This window comes from Pseudomonas sp. P4_B3 (assembly GCF_056402295.1).
In genome coordinates, this window is sequence record NZ_JBFUHR010000007.1 from 492606 (window position 1) to 517691 (window position 25086).

26 protein-coding genes are annotated in these 25086 nt (G+C 60.7%); 20 read left to right on the plus strand and 6 right to left on the minus strand.

Features of this window, described 5'->3' with window-relative positions; translation table 11 throughout:
* The first annotated feature begins 2 nt into the window (after nt 1–2).
* The 8 genes from cpaB to AC1DWG_RS11125 all read left to right on the plus strand — a co-directional run bounded on the left by cpaB (nt 3) and on the right by AC1DWG_RS11125 (nt 7842).
* On the plus strand, nt 3–812 hold the full coding sequence (gene cpaB, locus AC1DWG_RS11090) for a Flp pilus assembly protein CpaB (RefSeq protein WP_477787784.1): 810 nt from the start codon (nt 3–5) through the stop codon (nt 810–812).
* A 75-nt stretch (nt 813–887) separates the two neighbouring features.
* Nucleotides 888–2225, plus strand: a complete 1338-nt coding sequence (locus AC1DWG_RS11095; protein ID WP_477787785.1) for a Tad domain-containing protein — start codon at nt 888–890, stop codon at nt 2223–2225.
* 8 nt (nt 2226–2233) lie between these two features.
* Complete coding sequence (locus AC1DWG_RS11100) at nt 2234–2713, plus strand: TadE/TadG family type IV pilus assembly protein (RefSeq protein WP_477787786.1); 480 nt, start codon at nt 2234–2236, stop codon at nt 2711–2713.
* A complete protein-coding gene (locus AC1DWG_RS11105) occupies nt 2713–3207 on the plus strand; it encodes a TadE/TadG family type IV pilus assembly protein (protein WP_477787787.1) in 495 nt (164 codons plus the stop codon). The genes AC1DWG_RS11100 and AC1DWG_RS11105 overlap by 1 nt, the downstream gene beginning before the upstream one ends.
* Entirely contained in the window at nt 3201–4421 is a 1221-nt protein-coding gene (locus AC1DWG_RS11110; RefSeq protein WP_477787788.1) for an AAA family ATPase, read from the plus strand. Before AC1DWG_RS11105 ends, AC1DWG_RS11110 begins: the two co-directional genes overlap by 7 nt.
* A gap of 3 nt (nt 4422–4424) precedes the next feature.
* A complete protein-coding gene (locus AC1DWG_RS11115) occupies nt 4425–5867 on the plus strand; it encodes a CpaF family protein (protein WP_477787789.1) in 1443 nt (480 codons plus the stop codon).
* Nucleotides 5864–6850, plus strand: a complete 987-nt coding sequence (locus AC1DWG_RS11120; RefSeq protein ID WP_477787790.1) for a type II secretion system F family protein — start codon at nt 5864–5866, stop codon at nt 6848–6850. The genes AC1DWG_RS11115 and AC1DWG_RS11120 overlap by 4 nt, the downstream gene beginning before the upstream one ends.
* Before the next feature lie 29 nt (nt 6851–6879).
* Nucleotides 6880–7842, plus strand: a complete 963-nt coding sequence (locus AC1DWG_RS11125) for a type II secretion system F family protein (protein WP_477787791.1) — start codon at nt 6880–6882, stop codon at nt 7840–7842.
* A gap of 213 nt (nt 7843–8055) precedes the next feature.
* Here the strand turns inward: AC1DWG_RS11125 and AC1DWG_RS11130 are convergent, their stop codons facing one another.
* The 5 genes from AC1DWG_RS11130 to AC1DWG_RS11150 all read right to left on the minus strand — a co-directional run bounded on the left by AC1DWG_RS11130 (nt 8056) and on the right by AC1DWG_RS11150 (nt 13907).
* Nucleotides 8056–8325 carry a DUF3613 domain-containing protein gene (locus tag AC1DWG_RS11130; RefSeq protein ID WP_477787792.1) on the minus strand — a complete coding sequence of 90 codons (270 nt, stop codon included), beginning with the start codon at nt 8323–8325 and terminating at the stop codon, nt 8056–8058.
* Nucleotides 8326–8343: 18 nt separating this feature from the next.
* Complete coding sequence (locus AC1DWG_RS11135) at nt 8344–9057, minus strand: tetratricopeptide repeat protein (RefSeq protein WP_477787793.1); 714 nt, start codon at nt 9055–9057, stop codon at nt 8344–8346.
* A gap of 119 nt (nt 9058–9176) precedes the next feature.
* Nucleotides 9177–10400, minus strand: coding sequence for a type II and III secretion system protein family protein (locus tag AC1DWG_RS11140; protein ID WP_477787794.1), 1224 nt, complete (start codon nt 10398–10400; stop codon nt 9177–9179).
* A 577-nt stretch (nt 10401–10977) separates the two neighbouring features.
* Nucleotides 10978–11385, minus strand: a complete 408-nt coding sequence (locus AC1DWG_RS11145; protein ID WP_007991629.1) for a PA2817 family protein — start codon at nt 11383–11385, stop codon at nt 10978–10980.
* Nucleotides 11386–11459: 74 nt separating this feature from the next.
* Nucleotides 11460–13907 carry an acyl-CoA dehydrogenase gene (locus AC1DWG_RS11150; protein WP_477787795.1) on the minus strand — a complete coding sequence of 816 codons (2448 nt, stop codon included), beginning with the start codon at nt 13905–13907 and terminating at the stop codon, nt 11460–11462.
* Between the two features lie 203 nt (nt 13908–14110).
* On the opposite strand from AC1DWG_RS11150, the gene AC1DWG_RS11155 reads away from it, so the two are divergent.
* From AC1DWG_RS11155 to AC1DWG_RS11170, 4 genes are all read left to right on the plus strand, one after another.
* Entirely contained in the window at nt 14111–14770 is a 660-nt protein-coding gene (locus AC1DWG_RS11155; protein ID WP_477764781.1) for a transglutaminase-like domain-containing protein, read from the plus strand.
* A gap of 43 nt (nt 14771–14813) precedes the next feature.
* Nucleotides 14814–15437 (plus strand): glutathione S-transferase family protein, encoded by a 624-nt coding sequence (locus AC1DWG_RS11160; RefSeq protein WP_477787796.1) that lies wholly within the window; start codon nt 14814–14816, stop codon nt 15435–15437.
* Between the two features lie 132 nt (nt 15438–15569).
* The gene (locus AC1DWG_RS11165; RefSeq protein ID WP_477787797.1) at nt 15570–16502 is read left to right on the plus strand and encodes an ABC transporter ATP-binding protein; all 933 of its coding nucleotides are present in this window, start codon (nt 15570–15572) and stop codon (nt 16500–16502) included.
* Complete coding sequence (locus AC1DWG_RS11170) at nt 16499–17278, plus strand: ABC transporter permease (RefSeq protein WP_477787798.1); 780 nt, start codon at nt 16499–16501, stop codon at nt 17276–17278. Before AC1DWG_RS11165 ends, AC1DWG_RS11170 begins: the two co-directional genes overlap by 4 nt.
* A gap of 174 nt (nt 17279–17452) precedes the next feature.
* Here AC1DWG_RS11170 and AC1DWG_RS11175 read toward each other — a convergent pair whose 3' ends face one another.
* Nucleotides 17453–17968 (minus strand): DUF2062 domain-containing protein, encoded by a 516-nt coding sequence (locus tag AC1DWG_RS11175; RefSeq protein WP_477787799.1) that lies wholly within the window; start codon nt 17966–17968, stop codon nt 17453–17455.
* A gap of 135 nt (nt 17969–18103) precedes the next feature.
* Here AC1DWG_RS11175 and AC1DWG_RS11180 point away from each other — a divergent pair, with 135 nt between their 5' ends.
* The 8 genes from AC1DWG_RS11180 (at nt 18104) to murB (ending at nt 24957) form a co-directional block, all read left to right on the plus strand.
* A complete protein-coding gene (locus AC1DWG_RS11180; protein ID WP_477787800.1) occupies nt 18104–20338 on the plus strand; it encodes a DNA internalization-related competence protein ComEC/Rec2 in 2235 nt (744 codons plus the stop codon).
* 98 nt (nt 20339–20436) lie between these two features.
* Nucleotides 20437–21072 (plus strand): MotA/TolQ/ExbB proton channel family protein, encoded by a 636-nt coding sequence (locus AC1DWG_RS11185; protein ID WP_477754722.1) that lies wholly within the window; start codon nt 20437–20439, stop codon nt 21070–21072.
* Entirely contained in the window at nt 21069–21497 is a 429-nt protein-coding gene (locus AC1DWG_RS11190) for an ExbD/TolR family protein (RefSeq protein ID WP_477754721.1), read from the plus strand. The genes AC1DWG_RS11185 and AC1DWG_RS11190 overlap by 4 nt, the downstream gene beginning before the upstream one ends.
* Nucleotides 21497–22507, plus strand: a complete 1011-nt coding sequence (lpxK, locus tag AC1DWG_RS11195; RefSeq protein ID WP_477787801.1) for a tetraacyldisaccharide 4'-kinase — start codon at nt 21497–21499, stop codon at nt 22505–22507. The genes AC1DWG_RS11190 and lpxK overlap by 1 nt, the downstream gene beginning before the upstream one ends.
* Nucleotides 22508–22530: 23 nt before the next feature.
* Complete coding sequence (locus AC1DWG_RS11200; RefSeq protein ID WP_003179363.1) at nt 22531–22716, plus strand: Trm112 family protein; 186 nt, start codon at nt 22531–22533, stop codon at nt 22714–22716.
* Complete coding sequence (gene kdsB, locus AC1DWG_RS11205; RefSeq protein WP_477764776.1) at nt 22713–23477, plus strand: 3-deoxy-manno-octulosonate cytidylyltransferase; 765 nt, start codon at nt 22713–22715, stop codon at nt 23475–23477. Before AC1DWG_RS11200 ends, kdsB begins: the two co-directional genes overlap by 4 nt.
* Nucleotides 23477–23941: a low molecular weight protein-tyrosine-phosphatase gene (locus AC1DWG_RS11210; RefSeq protein WP_477764775.1), complete on the plus strand. Its 465-nt coding sequence runs from the start codon at nt 23477–23479 to the stop codon at nt 23939–23941. The genes kdsB and AC1DWG_RS11210 overlap by 1 nt, the downstream gene beginning before the upstream one ends.
* Complete coding sequence (gene murB, locus AC1DWG_RS11215; protein ID WP_477764774.1) at nt 23938–24957, plus strand: UDP-N-acetylmuramate dehydrogenase; 1020 nt, start codon at nt 23938–23940, stop codon at nt 24955–24957. Before AC1DWG_RS11210 ends, murB begins: the two co-directional genes overlap by 4 nt.
* Nucleotides 24958–25086: the final 129 nt, after the last annotated feature.

Here is a 25086-nt window from a genome sequence, read left to right on the forward strand (position 1 = left end):
ACATGAGCTCTCGTACGCTTACCCTGATAGGCGCCTCCCTGGTCATGGGCCTTGGCGCTGCATGGATGGCCGACTCCTGGCTGAGCGCGCGGCTCAATGCCAGCCCGGACGACCACCTGCGAAGCGTGGTGGTCGCCACGGTAGAGATTCCATTCGGGCAGATGGTCGAGTCCCAGCAGGTCACGACCGTACGCATGCCCATGGATACGATCCCGGACGATGCCTTCGATGCCAGCGAAAAAGCCGTGGGCAAGATCGCAACGTTCGACATACTGCGGGGCGACATCGTGCGTGGTGCGCGTCTGAGCGAGCACCTCGGCGGCAGCACCCTGGCCTCTTTGATTGCCCCCGACAAACGCGCCATATCAGTACGGGTGGACGATGTGGTCGGCGTCGGCGGGTTCCTGTTGCCGGGTAATCGGGTCGATGTACTGGCGACCAAAACCACCAATGCCGGCAGTAACAGCGCCTCGTCCAGGACCATCCTCGAGAACTTGCGGGTGTTGGCGGTGGATCAGACCGCGGGTACCGACAAGACCCAACCAGTCGTGGTGCGCGCCGTGACGCTGGAGATGTCGGCCGCTGAAGCGGAAGCCCTGGTCACGGCGCAGACAGAAGGCAAGTTGCAGCTGGCGTTGCGTAACCCTCTGAACCTCGAGAAGAAAACCGCGGCCGTTGCGCCTGCCGCACCGGTCATGGCGGTGGCTACCGCCACAGAGCCAAAACGCGTAGTGCCGCGTGGTAATGGAGAGGGTGGTAGAGCCGTCACCATTATCCGTGGGGTCGAAGCCAATGTAGTCAAAATTCGCTGACAGGGCGCAATAGGTGCCTGGGCACCACGGTATTGGCGGAGTCGATCCGGATCGGTATCGGCAATCGAGGGCTTGATGATGAATCTTCGTATTCAGCGGCCGTTCACTTCGACGCCAAGGCGCCAGGTAGGATCGGTGAGTGCATTGATGGTGATCGCGTTGGCGGCGATGGCCATGATGGCGGCGTTGGCTTTGGACGGCGGGCATATGATGCTGAACAAAACGCGCCTGCAGAATGCAGTGGACGCCGCCGCCCTGAGTGGCGCCAAGACCCTGAGCCAGGTGGCGGGTGGTATCAACAGCGCCAGCACGACGCGTACCGCAGCGCTCAATACGCTGACACAGAATGCCAATGCCACGGGCAACAACGAATTGGCCACGGCTGTCGGCGGCAACGCCGGTGCATTTGCAGCGGTGGAACTGGCAAGCAGCGTCTATGGCCCGTTCTCCTATCCCGGGCCGGCGGATGCCAAGTATGTTCGGGTATCGGTACCGAGCTATAACCTGACGGGATTTTTCTGGAATTTCGCCCAGGCATTCGGCCCTGGCGGCCTGGGAGCCAAAGCGGTGGCGGCGATTGCCACCGCTGGCCCCAGCCCTACCAGCCCCTGCGATCTCGCACCTTTGATGGTCTGTGGCGACCCGACTCAATACAACCCGGCTGCCGGCATGTTCTGGGGCTTCCGGTTTGGTGATTTGAAAGTACTGAAGACGGCTGCCGGCAGTTCGTCGCCCATTGGTCCAGGCAACTTTCAGCTGCTCGATTTTGGCTCGGGCGGCAGTCAAGTCAGGGAGGATCTGGCCGGAGGCGGCACAGTCTGTCGCAATGTCGGGGACAATGTCCAGACCGCTCCTGGCAACACGGCCGGCCCCACCTCTCAAGGCCTGAATACGCGCTTCGGTATCTACAACGGCGGCCAGATCAGTGCCTCGGCCTATCCACCGGATCTGGTGACCACGTCCAGTAACCCCGCAATCACTGACAACGGCACAGGCCCGAAGTACCAGGGGCAAACCGTCACCTCGAACAACGGCAATCTCACCGCGGGCGGCAATGCGATTTTTGACTACAACGACTGGCGTGCGAGCACTGCCGCGTGTGTGGCAGGGTCCGGCAGTGGCTGTCAGGGCAATGGGGTGTTCGAGCGCCGGATGCTGAAAATCGTGGTGGGCAACTGCACCGGCAAACAGGGCGGTTCAACCTCGATCCCGGTCCTCGGTTTTGGTTGTTATTTCGTGGTGCAGCCCATGAGTGGCGGTGGCGGCGACTCGCAGATCTTTGGCCAGTTCGTGAAGGAGTGTGAAGGCGACAACGTGGCCGGCCCCTCGCCGTCAACCTCTTCCGGCCCGCAGATCATTCAGCTCTACAAAACCTATCTCAACGGCAGCGGCACTCCGAGCACTGACTCGTAGGAGGCGTCATGAGACTTCACGGATTTAAACATCGGCAGCGCCAGCAAGGCCTGGCCATGGTGGAATTCACCCTGGTCCTGCCGGTGTTGCTGTTGCTGATGCTGGCCTTCGGTGAGTTCGGCCGCATGCTCTATCAGTATAACGTGCTGCTGCAGGCCAGCCGCGATGCCGACCGTTTCGTCGCCAGTCAGGCCTGGAACTCGACGCTGGGTGCGGTCGCTCTGAGCAATACGCTGCAGACCCAGACGAAAAACGTTGCGGTGTATGGCGTGCCGGCCAACACCGGGACCGCTGTGGTGTCAGGGCTGACGACTGGCAACGTGGTCGTCGCCGCAGTGGGCACCGACCATGTGCGGGTCACCATCACTTACACGTTCTGCCCGGTGATTGGCAGTGGCAATTGCACCGGATCGCTTCCCGGTTTTTTTGGAAATCGGATTGCGCTGAGCATTCCGCTGGTCGCCACTACCGTGATGAGGGCCCTGTGATGAACAGAAAACACATGCGCGGCACCTATACGGTGGAGTTCGCCTTCATTGGTCTGCTGATGTTCACGTTGTTGTTCGGCGTGTTGGAAATAGGCCGCCTGTACTTCACGGTCAATGCGCTGGATGAAGCCGTACGCCGCGGTACGCGCCTGGCGGCGGTGTGCAATATCAGCGATCCGGTGGTTCTGCGGCGGGCAATTTTCAATGCCGCGACCGACGCAGGTACGAGCCAGCTAATCGGCAATCTGGCCACCACCAACCTGACGTTGACCTATCTGGACGTAAACGGTGCTCTGGTGGCCAACCCCGCTGACCTGGTCAGCGTCAATGGTTTTCGTGCCATCCGCTATGTCCGGTTGAGTCTGCAAAACTTCGTTTTCAATCTGTTCATTCCCGGGTTTGGCGTGCCCATTACCTTGCCCGCATTCAGGGCAACGTTGCCACGTGAAAGCCTCGGGCGTCATTCCGATTCCGGGGAGATCACGCCATGCTGAATACCAAGGACACTCCTCTCTCCAGTTCGACCGGCAAAGCCGGGCTCAGGTTGCTGATCAGCAGCCGTGATGCCACGTCGTTGCGCGACCTGCAGAGTGTCTGCCAACGCATGCCCGGCCTGGAGGTGAGTACTCGCCTGGTGAGCAATGGGCATGTCGACCCGCTCTATGGTCTGGACCGGATGCCCGATCTGCTGCTGTTGCGCGTCAGCCACCTGTGGCGTGAAGAGCTCGCGGCACTGTTGCAGCGCCCGGCCCATGAGCGTCCGCCGATGTTGGTGTGCGGGCTGCTGAGCGAACAGGAAGGCATGCGCCTGGCGATGCAGGCCGGGGCCCGTGACGTGCTGCCGGAGCCCGTCGCCGAGACAGAACTGGTCGTCGCCTTGAATCGGCTGGTTATGGAGGTTCGGACCGGCAGTGGGACAGTAGGGAAATTGATCGCCGTGATGAATGCCAAGGGCGGTTCCGGTGGAACCTTGCTGGCCTGCAACCTGGCTCAGCAGCTCAGCATGAAGGGTGGCAGTACCCTGTTGCTGGACATGGACCTGCAATTTGGCAGCGTGACGCATTACCTGGATGTGGCGCTGGCGCACAGCCATCTGGAGGTGTTGCATCAGATCGACGGTATGGACAGCGTCGCGTTACGCGGTTTCTGCAGCCACTACAGTCCGACCTTGCATGTGCTGGGTGGCCGGGCCGGCGAGTTGTGTCTGCCGCAGGATGCCCAACCCGAACAACTTGACACCCTGTTGCAGTTGGCCCGCGCCAGCTATGACTGGGTGGTGATCGACCTGCCACGGCAAATCGACCACCTCACCGGCTCCGTGCTGGAACAGGTGGATCGGGTGTACGTGGTGGTGCAGCAGAGCGTCAGCCATCTGCGCGATGCCAGCTCCCTGGTACGGATGCTTCGCGAAGACCTGGGTGTGCGTGGGGATCAACTGCAGATAGTGGTCAACCGCTATGACAAGTCGGCGGCGGTCAGCCTCAAAGATATCGGCGAAGCGCTGCGCTGCACGAACCTGTCGAAATTACCCAACGACTTCAACGTGGTCAGCCAGAGTCAGAACACTGGCGTGCCGTTGGGTCTGCATGCGCCGAAGGCGGCGATCACCGCTGCCCTGCGCAACGTGGCCGATGACTTGGTCGGCAACCAGGTGGTTGGAAAAAAAGGTGTGCTCAAACGCGCCTTCAACCGTTTTTTCGGGGGGTGACCCATGATCAGTGACTTTCGTAACCGCTTGCGCAAACAGGCCGCTAAATCCGCCTCATCGCAGGCTAACCAGCCGGGTGACGACCCGCTGGATCCGGCAGAGGAAGTAATGGCGTGGGAACGTGCAACGCCGGACGTTCTTTACGAAACCAGAAGTCAGGTCACCCCGGTGGAGGCCGAGTGGCGAGAAAAAATCTACCAGCAGTTGCTCAAGGTCATGGACCTGTCCTTGCTGGACTCCCTTGAACAGGCTGAAGCTACGCGGCAGATTCGCGATATTTGCCAACGCCTGCTCGATGAACACTCGGCACCGGTGAGTACTTCCAGCCGCCAGTTGATCATCAAGCAGATCACCGACGAGGTGCTCGGTCTTGGCCCTCTGGAACCGTTGCTGGCTGACCACAGCGTGTCCGACATTCTGGTCAATGGCCATGCCTCGGTCTATGTCGAGCGCTTTGGCAAACTGCAACGCACCGATGTGCGCTTTCGCGATGATCAGCATTTGCTGAACATCATCGATCGCATCGTCTCCAGCCTGGGTCGGCGTATCGATGAGTCCTCGCCGTTGGTAGATGCCCGGCTCAAGGACGGTTCGCGGGTCAACGCGATTATCCCGCCGCTGGCCATCGACGGCCCGAGCATGTCGATCCGGCGCTTTGCGGTGGACCTGCTCAATACCGACAGCCTGATCCAGGTGGGGACATTGACCCCGGCCATTGCCCTGCTGCTCAAGGCGATTGTCCGTGGGCGCTTGAACGTGCTGATTTCCGGCGGTACCGGCAGCGGCAAGACCACTATGCTCAATGTGCTGTCCAGTTTCATTCCGCACAACGAGCGGATCGTCACCATCGAAGATTCGGCCGAACTGCAACTGCAGCAACCCCACGTGGTGCGCCTGGAAACCCGGCCTTCGAACATCGAGGGACGTGGCGAGGTGAGCCAGCGGGAGTTGGTGCGCAACAGCCTGCGGATGCGTCCGGACCGTATCGTGATCGGCGAAGTGCGCGGCGTCGAGGCGCTGGACATGCTGACCGCGATGAACACCGGCCACGACGGCTCGTTGACTACGATCCACGCCAACACCGCGCGCGATGCGTTGGGGCGGGTCGAGAACATGGTGTCGATGACCGGGGCGACCTTCCCGATCAAGGCCATGCGTCAGCAGATCGCTTCGGCCATCGATGTGGTGATCCAGCTGGAACGTCAGGAGGACGGCAAGCGCCGCCTGATCAGTGTGCAGGAAATCAACGGCATGGAGGGCGAGATCATCACCATGACCGAAATCTTCTCCTTCGCGCGCCATGGCATGGGCGAAAACGGCGAAGTGCTGGGTGATTATCGGCCCAGCGGCATGATCCCCGCCTTCCGCGATGTGCTGGCCAAGCGCGGTATCGAGTTGCCGCTGACGATGTTCAGGCCCGAGTGGATGGAGGCTCGGCAATCATGAATCAGGTTCCCGGTGAATTCATTCTGATGTTCCTCGGTATGGTGTTTATCGCCGTCTTCCTCCTGTCCCAGGGCGTGGCGGTGCCGGTATTCGGCGAGGCCGGCAAGATGCGCAAGCGCATCCGTGGCCGCCTGCACGTAATGGAGAAAGCCAATAATTTGCCCAACATGCAAACGGTACTGAGGCAGAAGTACCTGACGCGCTTGTCGCCCCTGGAGGCCAGGCTTGAGCAACTGCCCTTTATGGAAGCATTGACGCAAATGATTGAGCAGTCCGGGCACGAGTACCGGGCCTATCGGGTATTGCTGCTCGGGCTGGTGCTGGGTGTCTGGGCGGGTATCTTGATCTGGATGGTCTCGCCAGTCTGGTGGATGGCGCTGGTGGCGGGTTTCGCGGTCTTCTGGTTACCCATACTGAAAATCTCTCGCGACCGTGGCAAGCGTTTCGCGGCGTTCGAGGAAGGCCTGCCGGACGCGCTGGATGCCATGTGCCGCGCTCTGCGCGCCGGGCACCCATTCAACGAAACCCTGCGCCTGGTGGCCGAGGAGCACAAGGGGCCGGTGGCTCAGGAGTTCGGCCTGACCTTCGCCGATATCAACTATGGCAACGATGTGCGCCGGGCCATGCTCGGCCTGCTGGAGCGGGTGCCAAGCATGACGGTGATGATGCTGGTGACCTCGATCCTTATCCATCGCGAGACCGGCGGCAATTTGACCGAAGTGCTGGAGCGTCTGAGTCGCCTGATCCGCGGGCGTTTCCGCTTCCAGCGCAAGGTCAAGACCCTGTCGGCCGAAGGGAGGATGTCGGCCTGGATACTGGTGGCCATTCCCTTCGTGTTGGCTGCGGCGATCCTGGTCACAACCCCCAGTTACTTGCCTGTGCTGTTCAATGATCCCACAGGTCAAAAGCTGATCATCGGGGCTTTCGGCGCCATGTTGCTCGGGATTCTCTGGATCCGCAAAATCATCCGGATTCAGGTTTGAGTGGTATTCGTTTCGCAGAGGTGCAGGTCATGGACTTTTTGCTCGGGTTGTTCAGTCAGCTGGTGGGCAATGCGCAGCTGGCGCGTATTTTGTTCGTCAGTGCCATCGGTTTGAGTGCGGTGCTCGCGGCCGTCACCGTGATGTTGCTGGTATTGGGGCTACAGGACCCGGTACAGCGTCGTCTGGCGCTTATCAAACGCGGTCATTCGGGGAGTATCGCCGGGCAGGACGCACCGAGTAATCTGCAGTTATTGCTGGAGCGGGTTGGTCAACGCTTTGGCTCGACTGAAGCGGCTCAGGCGTCTGCCACCCAAATCCTGTTGATGCACGCCGGTTACCGCTCGCCCTCGGCGGTACAGATGTACTGGGCGGTGCGCTTGCTGTTGCCACTGATATCGGTTGGCCTTGCGCTGTTGTTGTTGCCGATGTTCTCCAAGCTTTCTCTGAATATGGGGTTGTTGCTGGTGTCAACGACTGCTGCTGCCGGGTGGTTGCTGCCCGCGGTGTATGTCGATAAGCGCAAGCAGGCCAGGCAGGGCAGCCTGCGTGCCGCCTTTCCGGATGCCCTGGACCTGATGGTGGTGTGCGTGGAGTCGGGTCTGGCATTGCCGCAGACCATCGAGCGGGTGGCAGAGGAAATGTCGGTCAGCCAGGTTGATTTGGCTGAGGAGCTGGCGCTGGTCAACGCGCAAATCCGCGCCGGCATTCCCAGTACCGAAGCGCTCAAGCAACTGGCTGTGCGCACCGGGCTGGAAGATGTGCAAGGATTAGTCAGCCTGTTGGCGCAGAGTATCCGCTTCGGCACCAGCGTGGCCGACACCCTGCGCATCTATGCCGACGAGTTCCGTGACCGGCGTACGCAGGCCGCCGAAGAGATGGGGGCGAAAATCGGCACAAAGCTGGTATTTCCACTGATTTTCTGCCTGTGGCCGAGCTTCTTTCTGGTAGCCATTGGCCCCCCTCTGATCAGGGTAATCAGAGCATTCGGGTGAGGTCAAACGGTCGGAGGCTATCGAGTGCGATGGCTTTGCCACCCGAGCCGGATCTGTAATTTCTGCCATGGATCTACACCTGTGTTCCGGAGTAATCCTGCCAGGGTAGGATAATGCGTAGATACCACTGCTTTCCTGCACACGACATCAAGCCCGGCTTTGCAGCCAGGCCACTCTGGACTACGCCAGAGGCTGATCACCCATCGATCTGCCTCAGTTGCCGATGGTCATTTGTCCCGCTGCATCCTGGTCAAAATATTGCGGAATCGGGAAGTTGAAGCTATTCAGCCAGCGCTGCATGGCCAGGTCACGTTCGGTGGCCGAAGCGGTTTGCAGTTTAGTGGAGGCAACCACACCGCGAATCTGCAGCTGCAACCACTGTTCGGTGCCTTGTTGATACGGCGAAGAGGGGCCCGGCTCGATAGCCCAGGCAGTGGTGGACAGGCAAGCCATGCACAGGATCAACAGCCTTTTGGTATTCATCTCGACTCCTCGTACGTTCTACTTGTTCGCACTGGTAGAGGCATCGGCTACCTCAGTCTTGCGATTGCCATCGGTAGCCACCACTTTATTGGCGGAGGCCTTGAGTTTTTCCGCGCGGGTTTGAGCCTCTACGACTTGCTTGGGGCTCAAGTCGGCGCGGGTCACGAGGTCGGCAGCCGCTTTCCAGTTATCCTGGTAGATCAGCAACGTCACCATATTGAGTGCCGCCAGTGTGTTTGCCTGCTTGAGCTCCATGGCGGTCATGAACTCAAAGCGTGCTTCAGGGATCCGGTGCTGATTGAGGTAGACGACCCCCAAGTCATTGCGCATCCTGTCGTCGGTGGGGGCCATCTGCACCGCACGCTCAAGGTGAGTGGCAGCGTTGGCGTTATCATTTTTGGCGGCGGCCAACTGGCCCAGGCCATGTTCCCCTTCAGCCGCCAGACAGGTGCCGAGCAAGCTTTCGTACAACGGCTGCGCGTCGCCGCTACGCCCCATCAAGCGCAGCACCCGAGCCTTGCGCAGGCGAACCTGGACCAGGCTATCGGGCAATCCTTCCAGATTCGCCAGGCTGGCATACAAACGGCCTTCTTCGGCCATGCTGTCGGCCAGGTTCAGGGCCAGTTCTTGCTCCGAACCGGGCTTGGCACAGCTGGCCGGTCGTGAAGACAGGCCATTGCTGGCACAACCTGCGAGCATTAAGGTCGCCGCTATGGCAATGACTGCTTTCATCGAAGGTCCCCTGGCTACAACAGGTTGAACGCCTGGCCAATGGCAATAAGGCTGGCCCGGCAAGCGTTCAAAGTCACCGTCAGGCGTGAGGGCGAGGCCAGTCTGGTTCAGGCTCCGGTTCATTGCGAGAGCCCCATGCGACTGTCGAAGTCGCCATTTTCCAGGAAAAACATGCGGTAGAAGTTCGGGTCGTAATTGCGCAGCTGCTCGCCAGGCAATGACGGCAGTTGTGCATTGGCCGCCAGTGGCTGGACCAGATGGGGGGTGACGATCATCAGCAGTTCGCGCTCTTCACGGTTGATGGTGTTGTCGCGGAAAAACGCGCCCAGAACCGGGATATCGCCCAGCCCCGGAAACTTGTTCACCTGGGAATTGTTGCGGGAGCTGATCAGGCCGCTGATGACGAAGCTTTCGCCGTCGGCCAGGGAGATGCTGGTATCGGTACGGCGCACGGTCAGGGCCGGGACTACTGTGCCGGCGATGCTCACGGCGTTGGTGAAGTCCAGTTCACTGACTTCCGGCGCCACCTTCAGCGCGATACGGTTTTTCCCGATGATGGTCGGCGTCAGGGTCAGGCGGATACCGAACTCCTTGTACTCGATGAACACGTTATCGCTGCCTGAACTGGGCACCGGAATCGGTATTTCACCGCCGGCCAGGAAGCTCGCACTCTGCCCGCTGAGCGCTACCAGGCTTGGCCGCGCCAGGGTGTAGGCGAAACCACTGCCTTCCAGCGCGTTGAGCGCCACCAGGGTATTGCCGGTAGCAAAAGTGAGGTTGAAGTTGTTGTTGTTCACCGGTACCGACGGCGTGACAATGCCGCCGATGGTGGGCAAGGTTCTCGGCGAGCCGAACAGGAAGTTGCCGCGGATGCCGAAAATCGACGCGGAGGCTTCCTTGAGTTTGGTCCGGCTGACTTCAACGAAGCGGATATCGGTCTGCACCTGGCTCGGCAGCAACGGGTCGTCGGAAGGCACCGACGGCACGCTGGTCAGCGCCGACGTGGCCTTGCCCTTGACGAACACCATGCTCTGGCGCGGCGTTTTCGAACAGGCGGTCCAGACCATCAGGCTGGTGGTCCCCGGTGCAAGGCCCGTGAGTATGAACGCGCTGCTGCCGCTGGGTTGCACGTCGGCAATTTTCGGGTCACCCACCGCCAGTTGCGTTACCGGAACGGGGCTGCGCAGTTCACTCTGCAGCCCCTGACCGACCTCGTACGTTGTCGGCCAATTGTCCAGTTGCGGGCAATTGGCTGGCGCGGCCTGAGCCGCATCCACGCTGAGGCCCATCCAGAACAGGCCATGGATAATTCGCTTGAAAGCGGGCTCGGTACGAAGGCTCATTAAGTACATCCTCACTGGATAGACCGTCTTTAGGCGGACTGAGTTGTCTCGGATCACTTCACGGGGATCGGGCTATCCCCCCACTCATCTATGGCCCTGGCGCTATTCCTTGCGTGCTACACACGAGCGGGCGCGATTCGCTGATCTGGCGGGACAGCGAGCTACCTTTGCTGAAACGGTTTTTAGTGATCCGGATACCTGGACTGCCCGCCAGAGCGATACTTGCGCCTATGGGTCGACCTGGTTCCCCCGGAAAGTCATCGGCACTGAAGGTACAGAGCCGAAAAGCGCCTGCCAGGATCATGGTGAGGTAACTCCTTTTGCCAATCCGCTGTCTGATCACTGAAGCTGACGTGGAAAATCAAGCCGTCATGACTTCTTATTGTTTGAAGGTAGTTCAATCAAACCAAAGTGCCATGAATTTAAAGAAAAGCATTGGTGCAAAGGCTGGAGATAGGCGGGTGGGCAGAGTCGCAGCGCAGTGCGGTTGCCTGATGTTGACGGGGTGCGCTGAAGGCAATAAACAAAAAGGCCCGCATGCTCAAGCATGCGGGCCTTTGGCATCACTGATAGAAGATCAGTGCTTGCTGTCCTGGTTCGACAACGCCAGCAGCTGTTTTTCCTGGTTCCAGTCGAAAGGTTCGTCGTTCTGTTCGGCTTCGAAGCGGCGCTCTTCCAGTGCCTGATACAGGTCGATTTCTTCATCGGACAAGTAGTGCAGGCAATCACCGGCGAAATACCACAGCAGATCCCGTGGAATCAGGTGGGCGATTTGCGGATAACGGGAAATGACTTGAGTCAGGATGTCCTGGCCCAGGTATTGGCTTTCGATCGGATCGATCGGCAGTGACGCCAGCAATTCGTCGAAGCGCTCAAGGAACAAGGCATGGCTTTCTTCGGGAACCTGCTCGGCCTCACCTACAGCGACCAGGATGCTGCGCAGGTGGTCGAGTAAAACGAGATGATCGGCAACGATGTTGGACACGAGATAAGTCCTCAAGAGCAAAACGGGCGCGGGAGTATAAAGCGCCAGCGCCCGTTTTTACATGCTTGAGGGGATCAGCGGACTTTTCCCTTGGCCAGTGCCAAAGCCTTTTGGTCAAAGTCATCGACATCGATCACCTTGCGCCGGGCTGCTTCGGCTTCACGCAGGGTTTGGGCTTCCACCGGCTGCAACACGCCGGCCTCGAGGGCGGCATCGATCACCGACTCGCCGGCCAGCGGTTTGACCTGACCACTCTTGAGTGCCACATGCAGCTTTTTCTGCAATGGCTGTGCGGCGCTCAACAGATTGCAGGCGTGTTGCAATGCACCGACCGGATCGTCGCTCGCTTGTGGGCGATAGCAACCCAGGAGCAATTCCTCCAGGGCCGGGTCGCCCTTGGCGCGGCCAATCAATGCAGCGACTTCGGCACCGAGTTTGTCCGATGGCCCTTTGTGCCGGCGACCGAACGGGAACACGATCACCCGCAACAGGCAGCCGACGACTTTGTTCGGGAAGTTATTCAACAGCTCATCCATGGCCCGTTCCGCCTGGCCCAGGCTTTCTTCCATGGCCCAGGCCAGCAGCGGCGCCATGTACTGCGGTGAGTCGAGATCGTGGTAGCGCTTGAGCGCGGCAGAGGCCAGGTAAAGGTTGCTCAGCACGTCACCCAGCCGTGCGGACAGGCGTTCGCGGCGTTTCAGTTCCCCTCCCAGCAGCATCATGCTGAGGTCGGCGAGCAGGGCGAAAGCAGCGGCCTGACGATTGAGTGCGCGGAAATAACCCTGGCTGAGCTTGTCGCCCGGGGTGTGTTCGAGGTGGCCGAAACCGAGATTGAGCACCAGTGTGCTGGCGGCGTTGCTCACGGCAAAACCGATGTGCTTGAGCAGCAGGTCATCGAATTCTCTGAGCGCCTGATCCTTGTCTTCACGGCCGGCGAGGGCCATTTCCTTGAGCACGAAGGGATGGCAGCGAATTGCGCCCTGGCCGAAGATCATCAGGTTGCGCGAGAGAATATTCGCGCCTTCGACGGTGATGAAAATCGGCACGCAGTTCCATTTGCGACCGAGGTAGTTGTTTGGCCCCAAGATGATTGCCTTGCCGCCGTGCACGTCCATCGCATCGCTGAGGCAGTCGCGGCCGCGCTCGGTCAGGTGGTACTTGAGAATCGCCGACAGCACCGACGGTTTCTCGCCCAGGTCGACCGCGTTGGCGGTCAGCATGCGGGCGGCGTCCATCATCCAGGTGTTGCCGCCAATGCGCGCCATGGCTTCCTGAATGCCTTCGAACGCGGCAATCGGCACATTGAACTGCTCGCGAACCTGAGCGTATTGGCCCGTCACCAGACTGGTGAACTTGGCCATGCCGGTGCCCACCGCCGGCAGGGAAATCGAACGCCCGACCGACAGGCAATTCATCAGCATCATCCAGCCTTTGCCGAGCATCTCCTGGCCGCCGATGAGGAACTCCAGCGGGATGAACACGTCCTTGCCTGAATTCGGGCCGTTCATGAATGCGGCGCCCAAGGGCAGATGCCGGCGGCCGATCTCGACACCGGCGATGTCGGTCGGAATCAGTGCCAGGCTGATACCCAGGTCTTCCTTGTCGCCCAGCAGGTGATCCGGGTCGTAGGCCTTGAAGGCCAGGCCGAGGAGGGTGGCCACCGGGCCGAGGGTGATGTAGCGCTTTTCCCAGTTCAGGCGCAGGCCGAGGACTTCCTGACCCTGCCAATCACCTTTGCAGATCACTCCGGAGTCCGGCATGCCGCCGGCGTCGGAGCCGGCCAGCGGACCGGTCAGGGCAAAGCACGGGATGTCGTCGCCGCGTGCCAGGCGTGGCAGGTAATGATTGCGTTGTTCGTCGGTACCGTAATGCAGCAACAGTTCGGCCGGGCCGAGGGAGTTGGGGACCATTACGGTGGTTACGAGGTCGCCACTGTGGCTCGCCAGTTTCATCGCCACTTGCGAGTGGGCATAGGCGGAGAAGCCCTTGCCGCCAAACTCCTTGGGGATGATCAGGGCGAAAAAGCCGTTGTCCTTGATGAAGGTCCAGACTTCGGGCGGCAGGTCCATGGTTTGACCGAGCTGCCATTCATTGACCATAGTGCAGAGTGTTTCGGTCGGCCCGTCGATGAAAGCCTGTTCCTCTTCATTCAATTGCGCTTTGGGATAGGACAGCAGTTTGCTCCAGTCCGGACGGCCACTGAACAGTTCGCCGTCCCACCAGACCGTGCCGGCGTCGATGGCGTCGCGTTCGGTTTGCGACATGGGCGGCAGGGTTTTCTGGAACCAGTTGAACATCGGCGCGCTGAGCAATTTGCGGCGCAGGTCGGGCAGCAGCAAGGGCGCGGCGACGGCGGCGATCAATACCCAGTAAACCAGCAGCAACCCGCCCGGCGCACGGCTGAACGCGCCCATTGCCACGATATAGACGGCCACGATGACCAGGGCGGGCAGCGGGGCGATGCGGCGGTGGGCCAAATAAGCAATCCCGACCAGCAGAACCAGTATCCACAACAGCAGCATATTCATTCCTCCGTGAAACCAGGGCGAACCAGCCCACAGAGCTTAGACGGCATCCGCAAAACAGGCAGGTCACAGCGATGTGATTGGAATCGTGGGAAAGCGTTCATTGAGCGAGCGGCAAAGCGCCCATGTTTGGCCGAAACGTCGTTATCTCTGTGCTGAAGCTCTCGCTAGACTCGGGGCTTCCCCAGGAGATTATTCTCATGCACGAGTATCTGAGTCCCGGCCGCTTCATCGATAGTGACCACCCGTCCGTGGTGGAGTTCGCCGAACAACACCGTGGCGCCAGTCGCGATCCGCTTGCGCAGGCGATCAGTCTCTATTACGCCGTGCGCGAAGCGGTGCGCTATAACCCGTACACGTTCAGTCGCGATCCGCAAACCCTGCGCGGCAGTTATGCGCTGGCGGCCGGAGAGAGTTACTGCGTGCCCAAGGCCACGCTGCTGGCAGGTGCCGCGCGGCATTGCGCGATTCCCGCGCGGATCGGCCTGGCGGATGTGCGCAATCATTTGTCGACGCCACGGCTGCTTGAGTTGCTCAAGAGCGATATGTTCGCCATGCACGGCTACACCGAGTTCTATTTGCAGGATCGCTGGGTCAAGGCGACGCCAGCGTTCAACCGCAAACTCTGCGACCTGTTCAATGTGGCGCCGCTGGAATTCGACGGGATCAACGACAGCGTTTTTCATCCCTTCAACCGCGATGGCGCGAAGCTGATGGAGTACCTCGTCGATCACGGCCAGTTCGCCGACGTACCTGAAACGTTCTTTTTCGAACACCTGGAAAAATGCTATCCGCACCTGTTCGGCGAGCAACAGCAACCGCTGTTGGGCGACATGCAGAGCGATTTGAGTCGCGCCTGATCCGGCGTATGCTGCCTGCCCACTTACCGAAAAAGAGGCGGTCATGCTGAAGATCTGGGGTCGGAAAAACTCGTCGAATGTCAGAAAGCCATTGTGGGCCGCCGAAGAACTGGGACTGGCCTACGAGGCCATCGATGCCGGTGGCGCCTTTGGTGTCGTCGATACGCCCGAGTACCGCGCGATGAACCCCAACGGTCGGGTGCCGGTGATCGAAGACGATGGCTTCGTGCTGTGGGAGTCCAACGCCATCGTGCGTTACCTGATGGCCTTGCATGCCGACGGCACGGCCTGGTACCCGAACAATCTTAAGGCCCGCGCCACTGCCGATAAGTGGATGGACTGGACCACTTCGAGCTTTGCCGGTCCGTTCCGCACCGTGTTCTGGGGTGTGCTGCGTACTCCGGCAGACCAGCAGGACTGGCCCGCCATCAAGGCGGCGATCAAGGAATGCGACACGCTGCTGGCGATGGCCGATCAGGCGTTGACGAACAAGCCCTACCTGTCCGGAGACGAAATCGGCATGGGCGATATTCCCCTGGGCAGTTTCATTTATGCCTGGTTCGAGATGCCGATCGAGCGTGCGCCACAGCCGCATCTGCAGGCCTGGTATGCGCGGTTGAAACAGCGTCCGGCGTATCGTAAAGCCGTTATGACCGCGTTGACTTAATACTCACTATCGACACACTTGACTGTACTTGTGTGGCGGCGACAAGCACCATTGCGCTGATGCGACGTGGTTGCGATGCGCGCCGCCCGCCCTTACCTGACCTTTTTTCCCTTCTTGGTGCGTAAATCAGATATGAGTTCCGCTCTGTCCATCCGGCAGCTAACCAAAACCTACGGCAACGGTTTCCAGGCCCTGAGTGGTATCGATCTGGATGTCGCCGAAGGTGACTTTTTCGCTTTGCTCGGCCCGAACGGCGCCGGCAAATCCACGACCATCGGGATTCTCTCGACCCTGGTGAACAAGACCAGCGGCACGGTGAATATCTTCGGTCACGACCTGGACAAAAATCCTGCGCAGCTCAAACGCTGCATCGGCGTGGTGCCCCAGGAATTCAACTTCAACCAGTTCGAAAAGACCTTCGACATCGTCGTGACCCAGGCCGGCTACTACGGCATCCCGGCGAAAATCGCCAAGGAACGCGCCGAACAGTACCTGACCCAGCTTGGCCTGTGGGACAAGAAGGACGTGCCGTCGCGTTCACTGTCCGGCGGCATGAAGCGGCGCCTGATGATCGCCCGCGCGCTGGTTCATGAGCCGCGTCTGCTGATCCTCGACGAACCGACCGCCGGGGTGGACATCGAGCTGCGTCGCTCGATGTGGAGCTTCCTCACCGAGCTGAACCAGAAAGGCATCACCATCATCCTCACCACCCACTACCTGGAAGAGGCTGAGCAGTTGTGCCGTAACATCGGCATCATCGACCACGGCACCATCGTCGAGAACACCAGCATGAAGCAGTTGCTGAGCCAATTGCATGTGGAAACGTTCCTGCTGGATATGAAGAACACGTTGCAAGTGGCGCCTCAGTTGATCGGCTACCCGGCCAGACTGGTCGATAGTCACACCCTGGAAGTCCAGGTGGACAAGTCCATGGGCATCACCGCGCTGTTCACCCAGTTGGCGCAACAGAACATCGAAGTGCTGAGCCTGCGTAACAAAACCAATCGCCTCGAGGAGTTGTTCGTGTCCCTGGTGGAGAAAAATCTGTCGAAGGTGGCGGTATGAGTTCCGAGCTGCGCCCCAACCTCGTAGCACTCAACACCATCGTTTACCGTGAAGTCCGGCGTTTCACCCGGATCTGGCCGCAGACCTTGCTGCCGCCGGCCATCACCATGGTCCTGTACTTCGTGATCTTCGGTAATCTGATCGGTCGGCAAATCGGCGACATGGGTGGCTTCACTTACATGGAGTACATCGTGCCGGGGCTGATCATGATGTCGGTGATCACCAACTCCTACGGCAACGTGGTGTCGAGTTTCTTCGGCAGCAAGTTCCAGCGTTCCATCGAGGAACTGATGGTCTCGCCGCTGTCGCCGCACACCATTCTGATCGGCTACACCCTGGGCGGCGTGCTGCGTGGCTTGATGGTGGGGATCATCGTGACCCTGCTGTCGCTGTTCTTCACCCATTTGCAGGTGCATCACCTGAGCGTGACCATTCTGGTGGTGGTGCTGACCGCGACGATTTTCTCGCTGCTGGGCTTCATCAACGCCGTGTTTGCGCGCAACTTCGATGACATTTCGATCATTCCGACCTTCGTGCTGACGCCACTGACCTACCTGGGCGGGGTCTTCTACTCGATCACCTTGCTGCCGCCGTTCTGGCAGACCGTGTCCCTGGCCAACCCGGTGCTGCACATGGTCAACGCATTCCGCTACGGCATTCTCGGCGTGTCGGATATCCGCATCAGCGTGGCCATCGCCTTCATGCTGGTCGCGACCGTGGTGCTGTATCTCGGCAGTGCACGGTTGCTGGTCAGCGGGCGCGGGATGCGTACCTGACCTTCCCTGTAGGAGCTGCCGCAGGCTCGGGCCGCGTTCGGACGATCTTTTGATCTTGATTTGGGTACTGGTCAGACGCCCGTTAAAAGCGAAAAGATCGCAGGCTTCGCCAGCTCCTACAGGGGTTGTATGGCAGATATGAAAAACGGCGCCCTGGGGCGCCGTTTTGCATTCTCACATCCGGCTCTTCTTGCGCCGCTTCCATTGCCGGGCCACCCACCAGCGCCAATACATCATTACCAGGAAGTAGGCCAGTGCTCCGAGTACCAGCCCGGTTACCACCGAACCCAGCAGAAACGGTTGCCACAAGGTCGAGATTTCACCCCTGACCCATTCCCAGGTCAGCGAGTCCGGCAACTGCCGGGCGGGGACGTCCATCAGCCAGGCGCCGGTCTGGTAGGTGCAAAAGAACACGGCGGGCATGGTGATCGGGTTGGTCAGCCAGACCAGGCTCACGGCAATCGGCATGTTGCCGCGCACGATGATGGCGAGGATGGCCGCCAGCAGCATCTGCAGCGGGATCGGCAGGAACGCGGCGAACAGACCCACGGCCATGGCGCGGGCAACGGAGTGGCGATTGAGGTGCCACAGGTTCGGGTCATGCAACAGCGTGCCGAGAAAGCGTAAGGACTTGTGTTCCCTGATGCTCATAGGGTCTGGCATGTAACGTTTGAATAAGCGCCGGGGCATAAGGCTTCTCGGTCGGTCAGGGTGGCAAGTATGTCTGGATTCTATGAGCTGCCCATTCAGACTTTGTGACAATTATTGACGACGCCCATGCGACGGGCGGGCTAAGCCTTGGAGGATACTCTCAAGGACGGGTTTATGCGCACAGGGATGATGGCGCTGGCGTTGGGTCTGCTGACCTTGCGTTTTTTACCGGCATTGCCGCCGGTCTGGCTGTGGCTGGCGATGCCGGTGGCGGGTTTGATGTTGCTGCCGTTCAGGACCTGGCCGGTGGCGTTTTACCTGTTCGGTTTGAGCTGGGCCTGCGCGAATGCGCAGTGGGCGCTGGATGACCGGTTGCCGCCGGCCCTGGACGGCGAAACCCGCTGGGTCGAAGGGCGGGTCACAGGCTTGCCCCGGCATGATGACGGTGTCGTGCGTTTCGAATTGACCGACATCCAGTCCCGACGTACCCGGCTGCCGCGGCAAATGCGGCTGGCCTGGTATGGCGGGGCGCCGGTGAACAGTGGCGAACGCTGGCGCCTGGCAGTCAAGCTGAAGCGCCCGGTCGGGCTCCTCAACCCGCAGGCATTCGACTACCAGGCCTGGTCGCTGGCACAACGCATCGGGGCGACCGGGACGGTGAAGGAGGGCGAACGCCTTGCGCCAGCCCGATGGGCCTGGCGCGATGCCATCCGTCAGCGTTTGCTGGCGGTGGATGCCCAAGGGCGAAGCGGCGCGTTGACGGCGTTGGTGCTCGGGGACGGTGCCGGGCTGAGTCGGGAAGACTGGCAGGTATTGCAGGACACCGGCACGGTGCATCTGTTGGTGATTTCCGGGCAGCACATCGGATTGCTGGCGGGAGTCGTGTATCTGCTGATCGCCGGCCTGGCCCGCTTTGGGCTATGGCCGAACCGTCTGCCATGGTTGCCCTGGGCGTGTGGCCTGGCATTCGCCGCTGCGCTCGGTTACGGGATGCTGGCCGGTTTCGGGGTGCCGGTGCGACGGGCCTGCGTGATGATTGGTCTGGTGTTGTTGTGGCGTCTACGGTTCCGACATCTCGGTGCATGGTGGCCGCTGTTGCTGGCACTCAACGGCATATTGCTGCTGGCGCCGCTGGCGAGTCTTCAGCCTGGTTTCTGGCTGTCTTTCGCGGCCGTGGCAGTCTTGATATTGACCTTCGGCGGCCGATTGGGACCGTGGCGCTGGTGGCAGACCTGGACCCGTGCCCAGTGGCTGATTGCAATCGGCCTTTGTCCGTTGTTACTGGCTTTGGGGTTGCCAATCAGTCTCAGTGGGCCGCTGGCCAATTTGTTCGCGGTACCCTGGATCAGTCTGGTGGTACTGCCACCGGCGTTGCTCGGGACGCTGTTGCTGCCGGTGCCTTACGTGGGTGAGAAATTGCTGTGGCTGGCGGGCGGCCTGATCGACGGGTGGTTCAGGGGATTGGAACTCGTCTCCGGTCAGGTTCCCGCGTGGGTGCCCGCAACAGTCCCGCTATGGGCCTGGGTAATCGGTGCCATTGGCGCCTTCTTGCTATTGCTGCCGCGAGGCGTACCGATGCGCCCGTTAGGGTGGCCCATGCTGTTGATGCTGGTTTTTTCGCCCAGGCCGATGTTGCAGGAACGCATGGCCGAAGTCTGGCAACTGGATGTCGGTCAGGGCCTGGCGATCCTGGTGCGCACTCGGCATCACACGATGCTGTATGACGCCGGACCGCGTTTCGGTGAACTCGACCAAGGGGAGCGGGTGGTGCTGCCGGCGTTGCGCAAACTGGGGGTGACGGGCCTCGACCTGATGCTGATCAGCCACGCCCATGCCGATCATGCCGGCGGTGCCCGGGCAGTTGCCAAGGGCTTGCCGGTGAAACAGGTGGTCAGTGGTGAACCGTCAGACTTGCCGGTGGAGTTGCAGGCCGAGCGTTGTGAGAGCGGTCGGCAATGGACCTGGGACGGCGTCTATTTCCAGCTTTGGCACTGGCCATTGGCCGGCGACAGCAACCAGAACTCCTGTGTCTTGCTGATCGAGGCCAATGGCGAACGGTTGCTGTTGAGTGGCGACATTGATGCCGCCGCCGAGAGAGCCCTGCTGGACAGTCCATTGGCCCTGCCTATCGACTGGCTGCAGGCGCCACACCATGGCAGTCGCAGTTCGTCGTCCAGGGCCCTGCTGGATGTCCTGCAACCTAAAGGTGCGCTGATCTCCCGCGGGCAGGGCAATTCGTTTGGCCATCCGCATCCCACGGTCATCGCGCGTTATCAAAAACGTGGAATGGCGATCTACGACAGCGTCGAACAGGGTGCCATTCGTCTGCAACTGGGGCGCTCCGAGCCGCCGTGGTCAATGCGCCAGGAACGGCGTTTCTGGCGCGATCCGCCGCCCTCGGACCAATGACCGGGCATTATCAAAGCCCGACCGGTTGCGTCACCACGGTCTTCGGTGCTTGCCCCCCCTATGTTAGAGTGGCGCACTTTTTCGAGGGGACTGTCACTGTGTGGGAATTGGTCAAATCCGGCGGCTGGATGATGCTGCCGATCATTCTGAGTTCCATCGCGGCCATGGCGATCGTCGCCGAGCGTCTCTGGACCCTGCGCGCCAGCCGCGTGACCCCGGAGCATTTGCTCGGGCAGGTCTGGGTCTGGATCAAGGACAAACAGCTCAATAAGGAAAAACTCAAGGAACTGCGCGCCAACTCCCCGTTGGGCGAGATCCTGGCGGCCGGCCTGGCCAACTCCAGACATGGTCGCGAGATCATGAAGGAGTGCATCGAAGAGGCCGCTGCCCGGGTGATCCACGAGCTGGAGCACTACATCAACGCGCTGGGCACCATCGCCGCCATGGCGCCATTGCTGGGTCTACTGGGTACCGTGTTGGGCATGATCGATATCTTCAGTTCGTTCATGGGCACGGGCATGACGACCAACGCCGCAGTGCTGGCCGGCGGTATTTCCAAAGCCTTGATTACCACGGCTTCGGGCCTGATTGTCGGTATCCCCTCGGTGTTCTTCCACCGGTTTCTGCAACGGCGCATTGATGAGCTCGTCGTGGGCATGGAGCAGGAAGCCATCAAGCTGGTTGAAGTGGTGCAGGGCGACCGTGACGTTGATCTGGCTGAGGGCAAAGCGTGAAATTCCGCCGCAAGCAACGGGAGAACGTGGACATCAACCTCGTGTCGCTGATTGACGTGGTGTTTGTCCTGCTGCTGTTTTTCGTGGTGACCACCACCTTTACCCGTGAAACCCAGTTGCGCGTCGATCTGCCGGAAGCCGTCAGCGGCACACCCGCCGACGATCAGAGCAAGCCTTTGGAGATCGCCATCAGCGCCGACGGTGTGTACTCGGTGAACAACCAGATCCTGCCCAAAAGTGACCTGGCCTCGTTGATGGACGCGCTGCAAAAAGCAGCCAACGGCGACACTAACCGACCGCTGTCCATCAGCGCTGACGGCAAGACTCAGCATCAGTCCGTGGTGACTGCCATGGATGCGGCCGGCAAACTCGGTTTCAGTCACTTGCGCATGACCACCATCGAAGCGGCGCCCCCCGCGTCCTGATGGCCATGTCCGATCGATTGCTCGCCGCGTGGTACGCAGGTCATCCGGCCCTGAAGCTGTTGCAGCCACTGGAGTGGCTGTACCGGCGCGTGGTCATGAACAAGCGCAAGCGCTTTTTGGCGGGTGAGGGCGAGATCTATCAGCCGCCGGTGCCGCTGATCGTGGTCGGCAACATCACCGTGGGTGGCACCGGCAAGACGCCGCTGATTCTATGGATGATCGAGCATTGCCAGCGCAGCGGCCTGCGGGTCGGCGTGGTCAGCCGCGGCTACGGCGCCAAACCGCCGCAATTGCCATGGCGAGTTGAAGCCGAACAAAGCGCCGACATCGCGGGTGACGAGCCGTTGTTGATCGTCCAGCGCACGGGTGTGCCGCTGATGATCGATCCCAATCGCAGCAACGCTGTCAAAGCGTTGCTGGCCAGTGAGCCGCTGGACCTGATCCTGTCTGACGACGGCATGCAGCACTACCGCATGGCCCGCGACCTGGAACTGGTGTTGATCGACGCCGCTCGCGGCCTGGGCAACCGCCGTTGCCTGCCTGCCGGGCCATTGCGTGAACCGGTCGAGCGCCTGCAAAGCGTCGACGCGGTGCTCTACAACGGTGCTGTGGCCGACCGCGATGATGGATTTGCCTTTCAATTGCAATCCACCGCGCTGGTCAATCTGCGCAGCGGCGAACGACGTCCCCTCGACCACTTCCCCGGCGGCCAGGCCCTGCACGCGGTGGCCGGCATCGGCAATCCGCAACGTTTCTTCAAGACCCTCGAAACGCTACACTGGCAGCCGGTTCCACATGCGTTTGCCGACCACGCCGAATACAGCGTGGAGGCTTTGAATTTCACGCCGTCATTGCCGTTGGTGATGACGGAAAAAGACGCGGTGAAATGCCGTGCCTTTGCCGCCGCCGACTGGTGGTACCTGGCGGTCGATGCCGTGCCGTCGCCGGCCTTCGTGGCATGGTTCGACACACAGCTGATGCGCCTGTTACCGGCTCGTTTGTTGCCTTAACTCCATTTTTCCAGGGAATGCTCATGGACACCAAATTGCTCGATATCCTCGCTTGCCCGGTCTGCAAAGGCCCGCTCAAGCTCAGCGCCGACAAGACCGAGCTGATCAGCAAGGGCGCAGGCCTGGCCTACCCGATTCGCGACGGCATCCCGGTGATGCTCGAATCCGAAGCGCGCACCCTGACCACCGACGAGCGCCTGGATAAATGACCACAGCCTTTACCGTCGTCATTCCGTCGCGTTTTGCCTCCACCCGCCTGCCGGGCAAGCCGCTGTTGCTGATCGCCGGCAAGCCGATGATCCAGCACGTCTGGGAACAGGCGAGCAAAAGCAGTGCCGAGCGAGTGGTAGTCGCCACCGACGACGCGCGCATTATCGAGGCCTGCAAGGGCTTCGGCGCCGAAGTGGTGATGACCCGTGAAGATCACAATTCCGGTACCGATCGCCTGGCCGAAGTGGCGACGAAGCTGGGCCTGGCGCCCGACGCCATCGTGGTCAATGTCCAGGGCGACGAACCGCTGATCCCGCCGAGTGTGATCGATCAGGTCGCCGCCAACCTGGCTGCTCATACCGAAGCGCGCATGGCTACCTTGGCCGAGCCGATCGAAGACGCGGACACCTTGTTCAATCCCAACGTGGTCAAGGTCGTCAGCGACCTCAATGGCCTGGCGCTGACGTTCAGTCGCTCCACCTTGCCCTGGGCGCGGGATGCGTTCGCCGTGAACCGTGAGCAGTTGCCCGAAGGTGTGCCGTACCGCCGTCATATCGGCATCTACGCCTACCGCGCCGGTTTCCTGCAGGATTTCGTCAGCTGGGGTCCATGCTGGCTGGAAAACACCGAGTGCCTGGAACAGCTGCGTGCCCTGTGGCACGGCGTGCGGATCCATGTGGCCGACGCACTGATCGCACCGCCAGCCGGTGTCGATACCGTTGAAGACCTCGAGCGCGTTCGTCGCCTGCTGGAGGCGTGATGCGGGTTCTGTTTGTCTGCCTGGGCAACATCTGCCGTTCACCCACGGCCGAAGGCGTGCTGCGGCACAAATTGCGTGAAGCGGGTCTGGCTGATCGGGTCGAAGTCGCTTCCGCCGGCACCGGTGACTGGCATATCGGCAAGGCGCCGGACAAGCGCAGTCAGGCCGCGGCTAAGCTGCGTGGTTATGACTTGTCCACCCAGCGTGCCCGGCAAGTCAGCCGCGCCGATTTCGCCACCTACGACCTGATCCTGGCGATGGACAACAGCAACCTGCGCAACCTCAAGGCCTTGCAGCCGGCCAAGGGCAAGGCCGAACTCGACCTGTTCCTGCGCCGTTACCAGTCGCCAGTCGAAGAAGTGCCGGACCCGTACTACGACGGCGAGCAAGGCTTCGAGCAGGTGCTTGACCTGATCGAGCACGCCAGTGATTTACTGGTGATCGAATTGAAGGGACGGTTATGAGTTTGCAGGTTCAATCGCAGGTTTCGCTCAAGCCGTTCAACAGCTTTGGTGTGGACGTTGAGGCTCGGCTGTTTGCCGAGGCCCATAGCGACACCGATGTGCGCGAAGCCCTGGCCTATGGTCTGGAACACGAGGTTCCGGTGCTGGTGATCGGCGGTGGCAGCAACCTGCTGCTGACGGCGGATATCGATTCGCTGGTGCTGCGCATGGCCACTCGCGGAATTCGCGTGCTGAGCGATGACGGCAGCAAAGTGGTGATTGAGGCCGAGGCGGGCGAGCCTTGGCATCCCTTTGTGCAACACACACTGTCCCTGGGGTTGTCCGGCCTGGAAAACCTCAGCCTGATTCCCGGCACCGTCGGCGCGGCACCGATGCAGAACATCGGCGCCTATGGGGTCGAGATCAAGGACGTGTTCGCCGGCCTGACCGCCCTCGATCGCCAGAGCGGCGAACTGCGCGATTTCAGCCTGGCGGAGTGCAACTTCGCTTACCGCGACAGCCTGTTCAAGCAGGAGCCGGGGCGTTGGTTGATCCTGCGTGTGCGTTTCGCCCTCGACCGTGCTGCGCATTTGCATCTGGAGTACGGTCCGGTACGTCAACGCCTGACCGAACAAGGCATCGAGCATCCAACCGCCAGCGATGTCAGTCAGGCCATTTGCAGCATCCGCAATGAAAAACTCCCGGACCCGGCCGTACTCGGCAATGCCGGCAGCTTCTTCAAAAACCCTCTGGTGTCGGCGGCGCTGGCTGCACGGCTCAAGGGCGAATACCCGGACCTGGTGGCCTATGCGCAACCCGACGGGCAGATGAAGCTGGCCGCCGGTTGGTTGATCGAGCGGGCAGGGTGGAAGGGTTTCCGTGAGGCTGACGCTGGCGTGCATAAATTGCAGGCGCTGGTGCTGGTCAACTATGGCGGCGCAACGGGCCTGCAATTGCTGAACCTGGCGCAGCGCATCCAGAAAGACATTTTCGAGCGTTTCCATGTCGATCTGGAAATGGAGCCAAACCGCTATTGAGTTAGGGGGCGTTCTCAATTAGTTTTCACGCCGCGCCGGGCCTGCTGTTGTGCAGGGCAAGGCGCGAGAAGCGTGGTTTGGTCATTCCAAATAAGCTTCGAGCAACGCAGCCCTGCACAACAGCAGGCC

Excerpts from the sequence above, each read along its gene's own strand:
- cpaB (WP_477787784.1), top strand. The coding sequence starts at position 3 with ATGAGCTCTCGTACGCTTACCCTGATAGGCGCCTCCCTGGTCATGGGC.
- AC1DWG_RS11095 (WP_477787785.1), top strand. The coding sequence starts at position 888 with ATGATGAATCTTCGTATTCAGCGGCCGTTCACTTCGACGCCAAGGCGC.
- AC1DWG_RS11100 (WP_477787786.1), top strand. The coding sequence starts at position 2,234 with ATGAGACTTCACGGATTTAAACATCGGCAGCGCCAGCAAGGCCTGGCC.
- AC1DWG_RS11105 (WP_477787787.1), top strand. The coding sequence starts at position 2,713 with ATGAACAGAAAACACATGCGCGGCACCTATACGGTGGAGTTCGCCTTC.
- AC1DWG_RS11110 (WP_477787788.1), top strand. The coding sequence starts at position 3,201 with ATGCTGAATACCAAGGACACTCCTCTCTCCAGTTCGACCGGCAAAGCC.
- AC1DWG_RS11115 (WP_477787789.1), top strand. The coding sequence starts at position 4,425 with ATGATCAGTGACTTTCGTAACCGCTTGCGCAAACAGGCCGCTAAATCC.
- AC1DWG_RS11120 (WP_477787790.1), top strand. The coding sequence starts at position 5,864 with ATGAATCAGGTTCCCGGTGAATTCATTCTGATGTTCCTCGGTATGGTG.
- AC1DWG_RS11125 (WP_477787791.1), top strand. The coding sequence starts at position 6,880 with ATGGACTTTTTGCTCGGGTTGTTCAGTCAGCTGGTGGGCAATGCGCAG.
- AC1DWG_RS11130 (WP_477787792.1), bottom strand. The coding sequence starts at position 8,325 with ATGAATACCAAAAGGCTGTTGATCCTGTGCATGGCTTGCCTGTCCACC.
- AC1DWG_RS11135 (WP_477787793.1), bottom strand. The coding sequence starts at position 9,057 with ATGAAAGCAGTCATTGCCATAGCGGCGACCTTAATGCTCGCAGGTTGT.
- AC1DWG_RS11140 (WP_477787794.1), bottom strand. The coding sequence starts at position 10,400 with ATGAGCCTTCGTACCGAGCCCGCTTTCAAGCGAATTATCCATGGCCTG.
- AC1DWG_RS11150 (WP_477787795.1), bottom strand. The coding sequence starts at position 13,907 with ATGCTGCTGTTGTGGATACTGGTTCTGCTGGTCGGGATTGCTTATTTG.
- AC1DWG_RS11155 (WP_477764781.1), top strand. The coding sequence starts at position 14,111 with ATGCACGAGTATCTGAGTCCCGGCCGCTTCATCGATAGTGACCACCCG.
- AC1DWG_RS11160 (WP_477787796.1), top strand. The coding sequence starts at position 14,814 with ATGCTGAAGATCTGGGGTCGGAAAAACTCGTCGAATGTCAGAAAGCCA.
- AC1DWG_RS11165 (WP_477787797.1), top strand. The coding sequence starts at position 15,570 with ATGAGTTCCGCTCTGTCCATCCGGCAGCTAACCAAAACCTACGGCAAC.
- AC1DWG_RS11170 (WP_477787798.1), top strand. The coding sequence starts at position 16,499 with ATGAGTTCCGAGCTGCGCCCCAACCTCGTAGCACTCAACACCATCGTT.
- AC1DWG_RS11175 (WP_477787799.1), bottom strand. The coding sequence starts at position 17,968 with ATGCCCCGGCGCTTATTCAAACGTTACATGCCAGACCCTATGAGCATC.
- AC1DWG_RS11180 (WP_477787800.1), top strand. The coding sequence starts at position 18,104 with ATGCGCACAGGGATGATGGCGCTGGCGTTGGGTCTGCTGACCTTGCGT.
- lpxK (WP_477787801.1), top strand. The coding sequence starts at position 21,497 with ATGGCCATGTCCGATCGATTGCTCGCCGCGTGGTACGCAGGTCATCCG.
- AC1DWG_RS11200 (WP_003179363.1), top strand. The coding sequence starts at position 22,531 with ATGGACACCAAATTGCTCGATATCCTCGCTTGCCCGGTCTGCAAAGGC.
- kdsB (WP_477764776.1), top strand. The coding sequence starts at position 22,713 with ATGACCACAGCCTTTACCGTCGTCATTCCGTCGCGTTTTGCCTCCACC.
- AC1DWG_RS11210 (WP_477764775.1), top strand. The coding sequence starts at position 23,477 with ATGCGGGTTCTGTTTGTCTGCCTGGGCAACATCTGCCGTTCACCCACG.
- murB (WP_477764774.1), top strand. The coding sequence starts at position 23,938 with ATGAGTTTGCAGGTTCAATCGCAGGTTTCGCTCAAGCCGTTCAACAGC.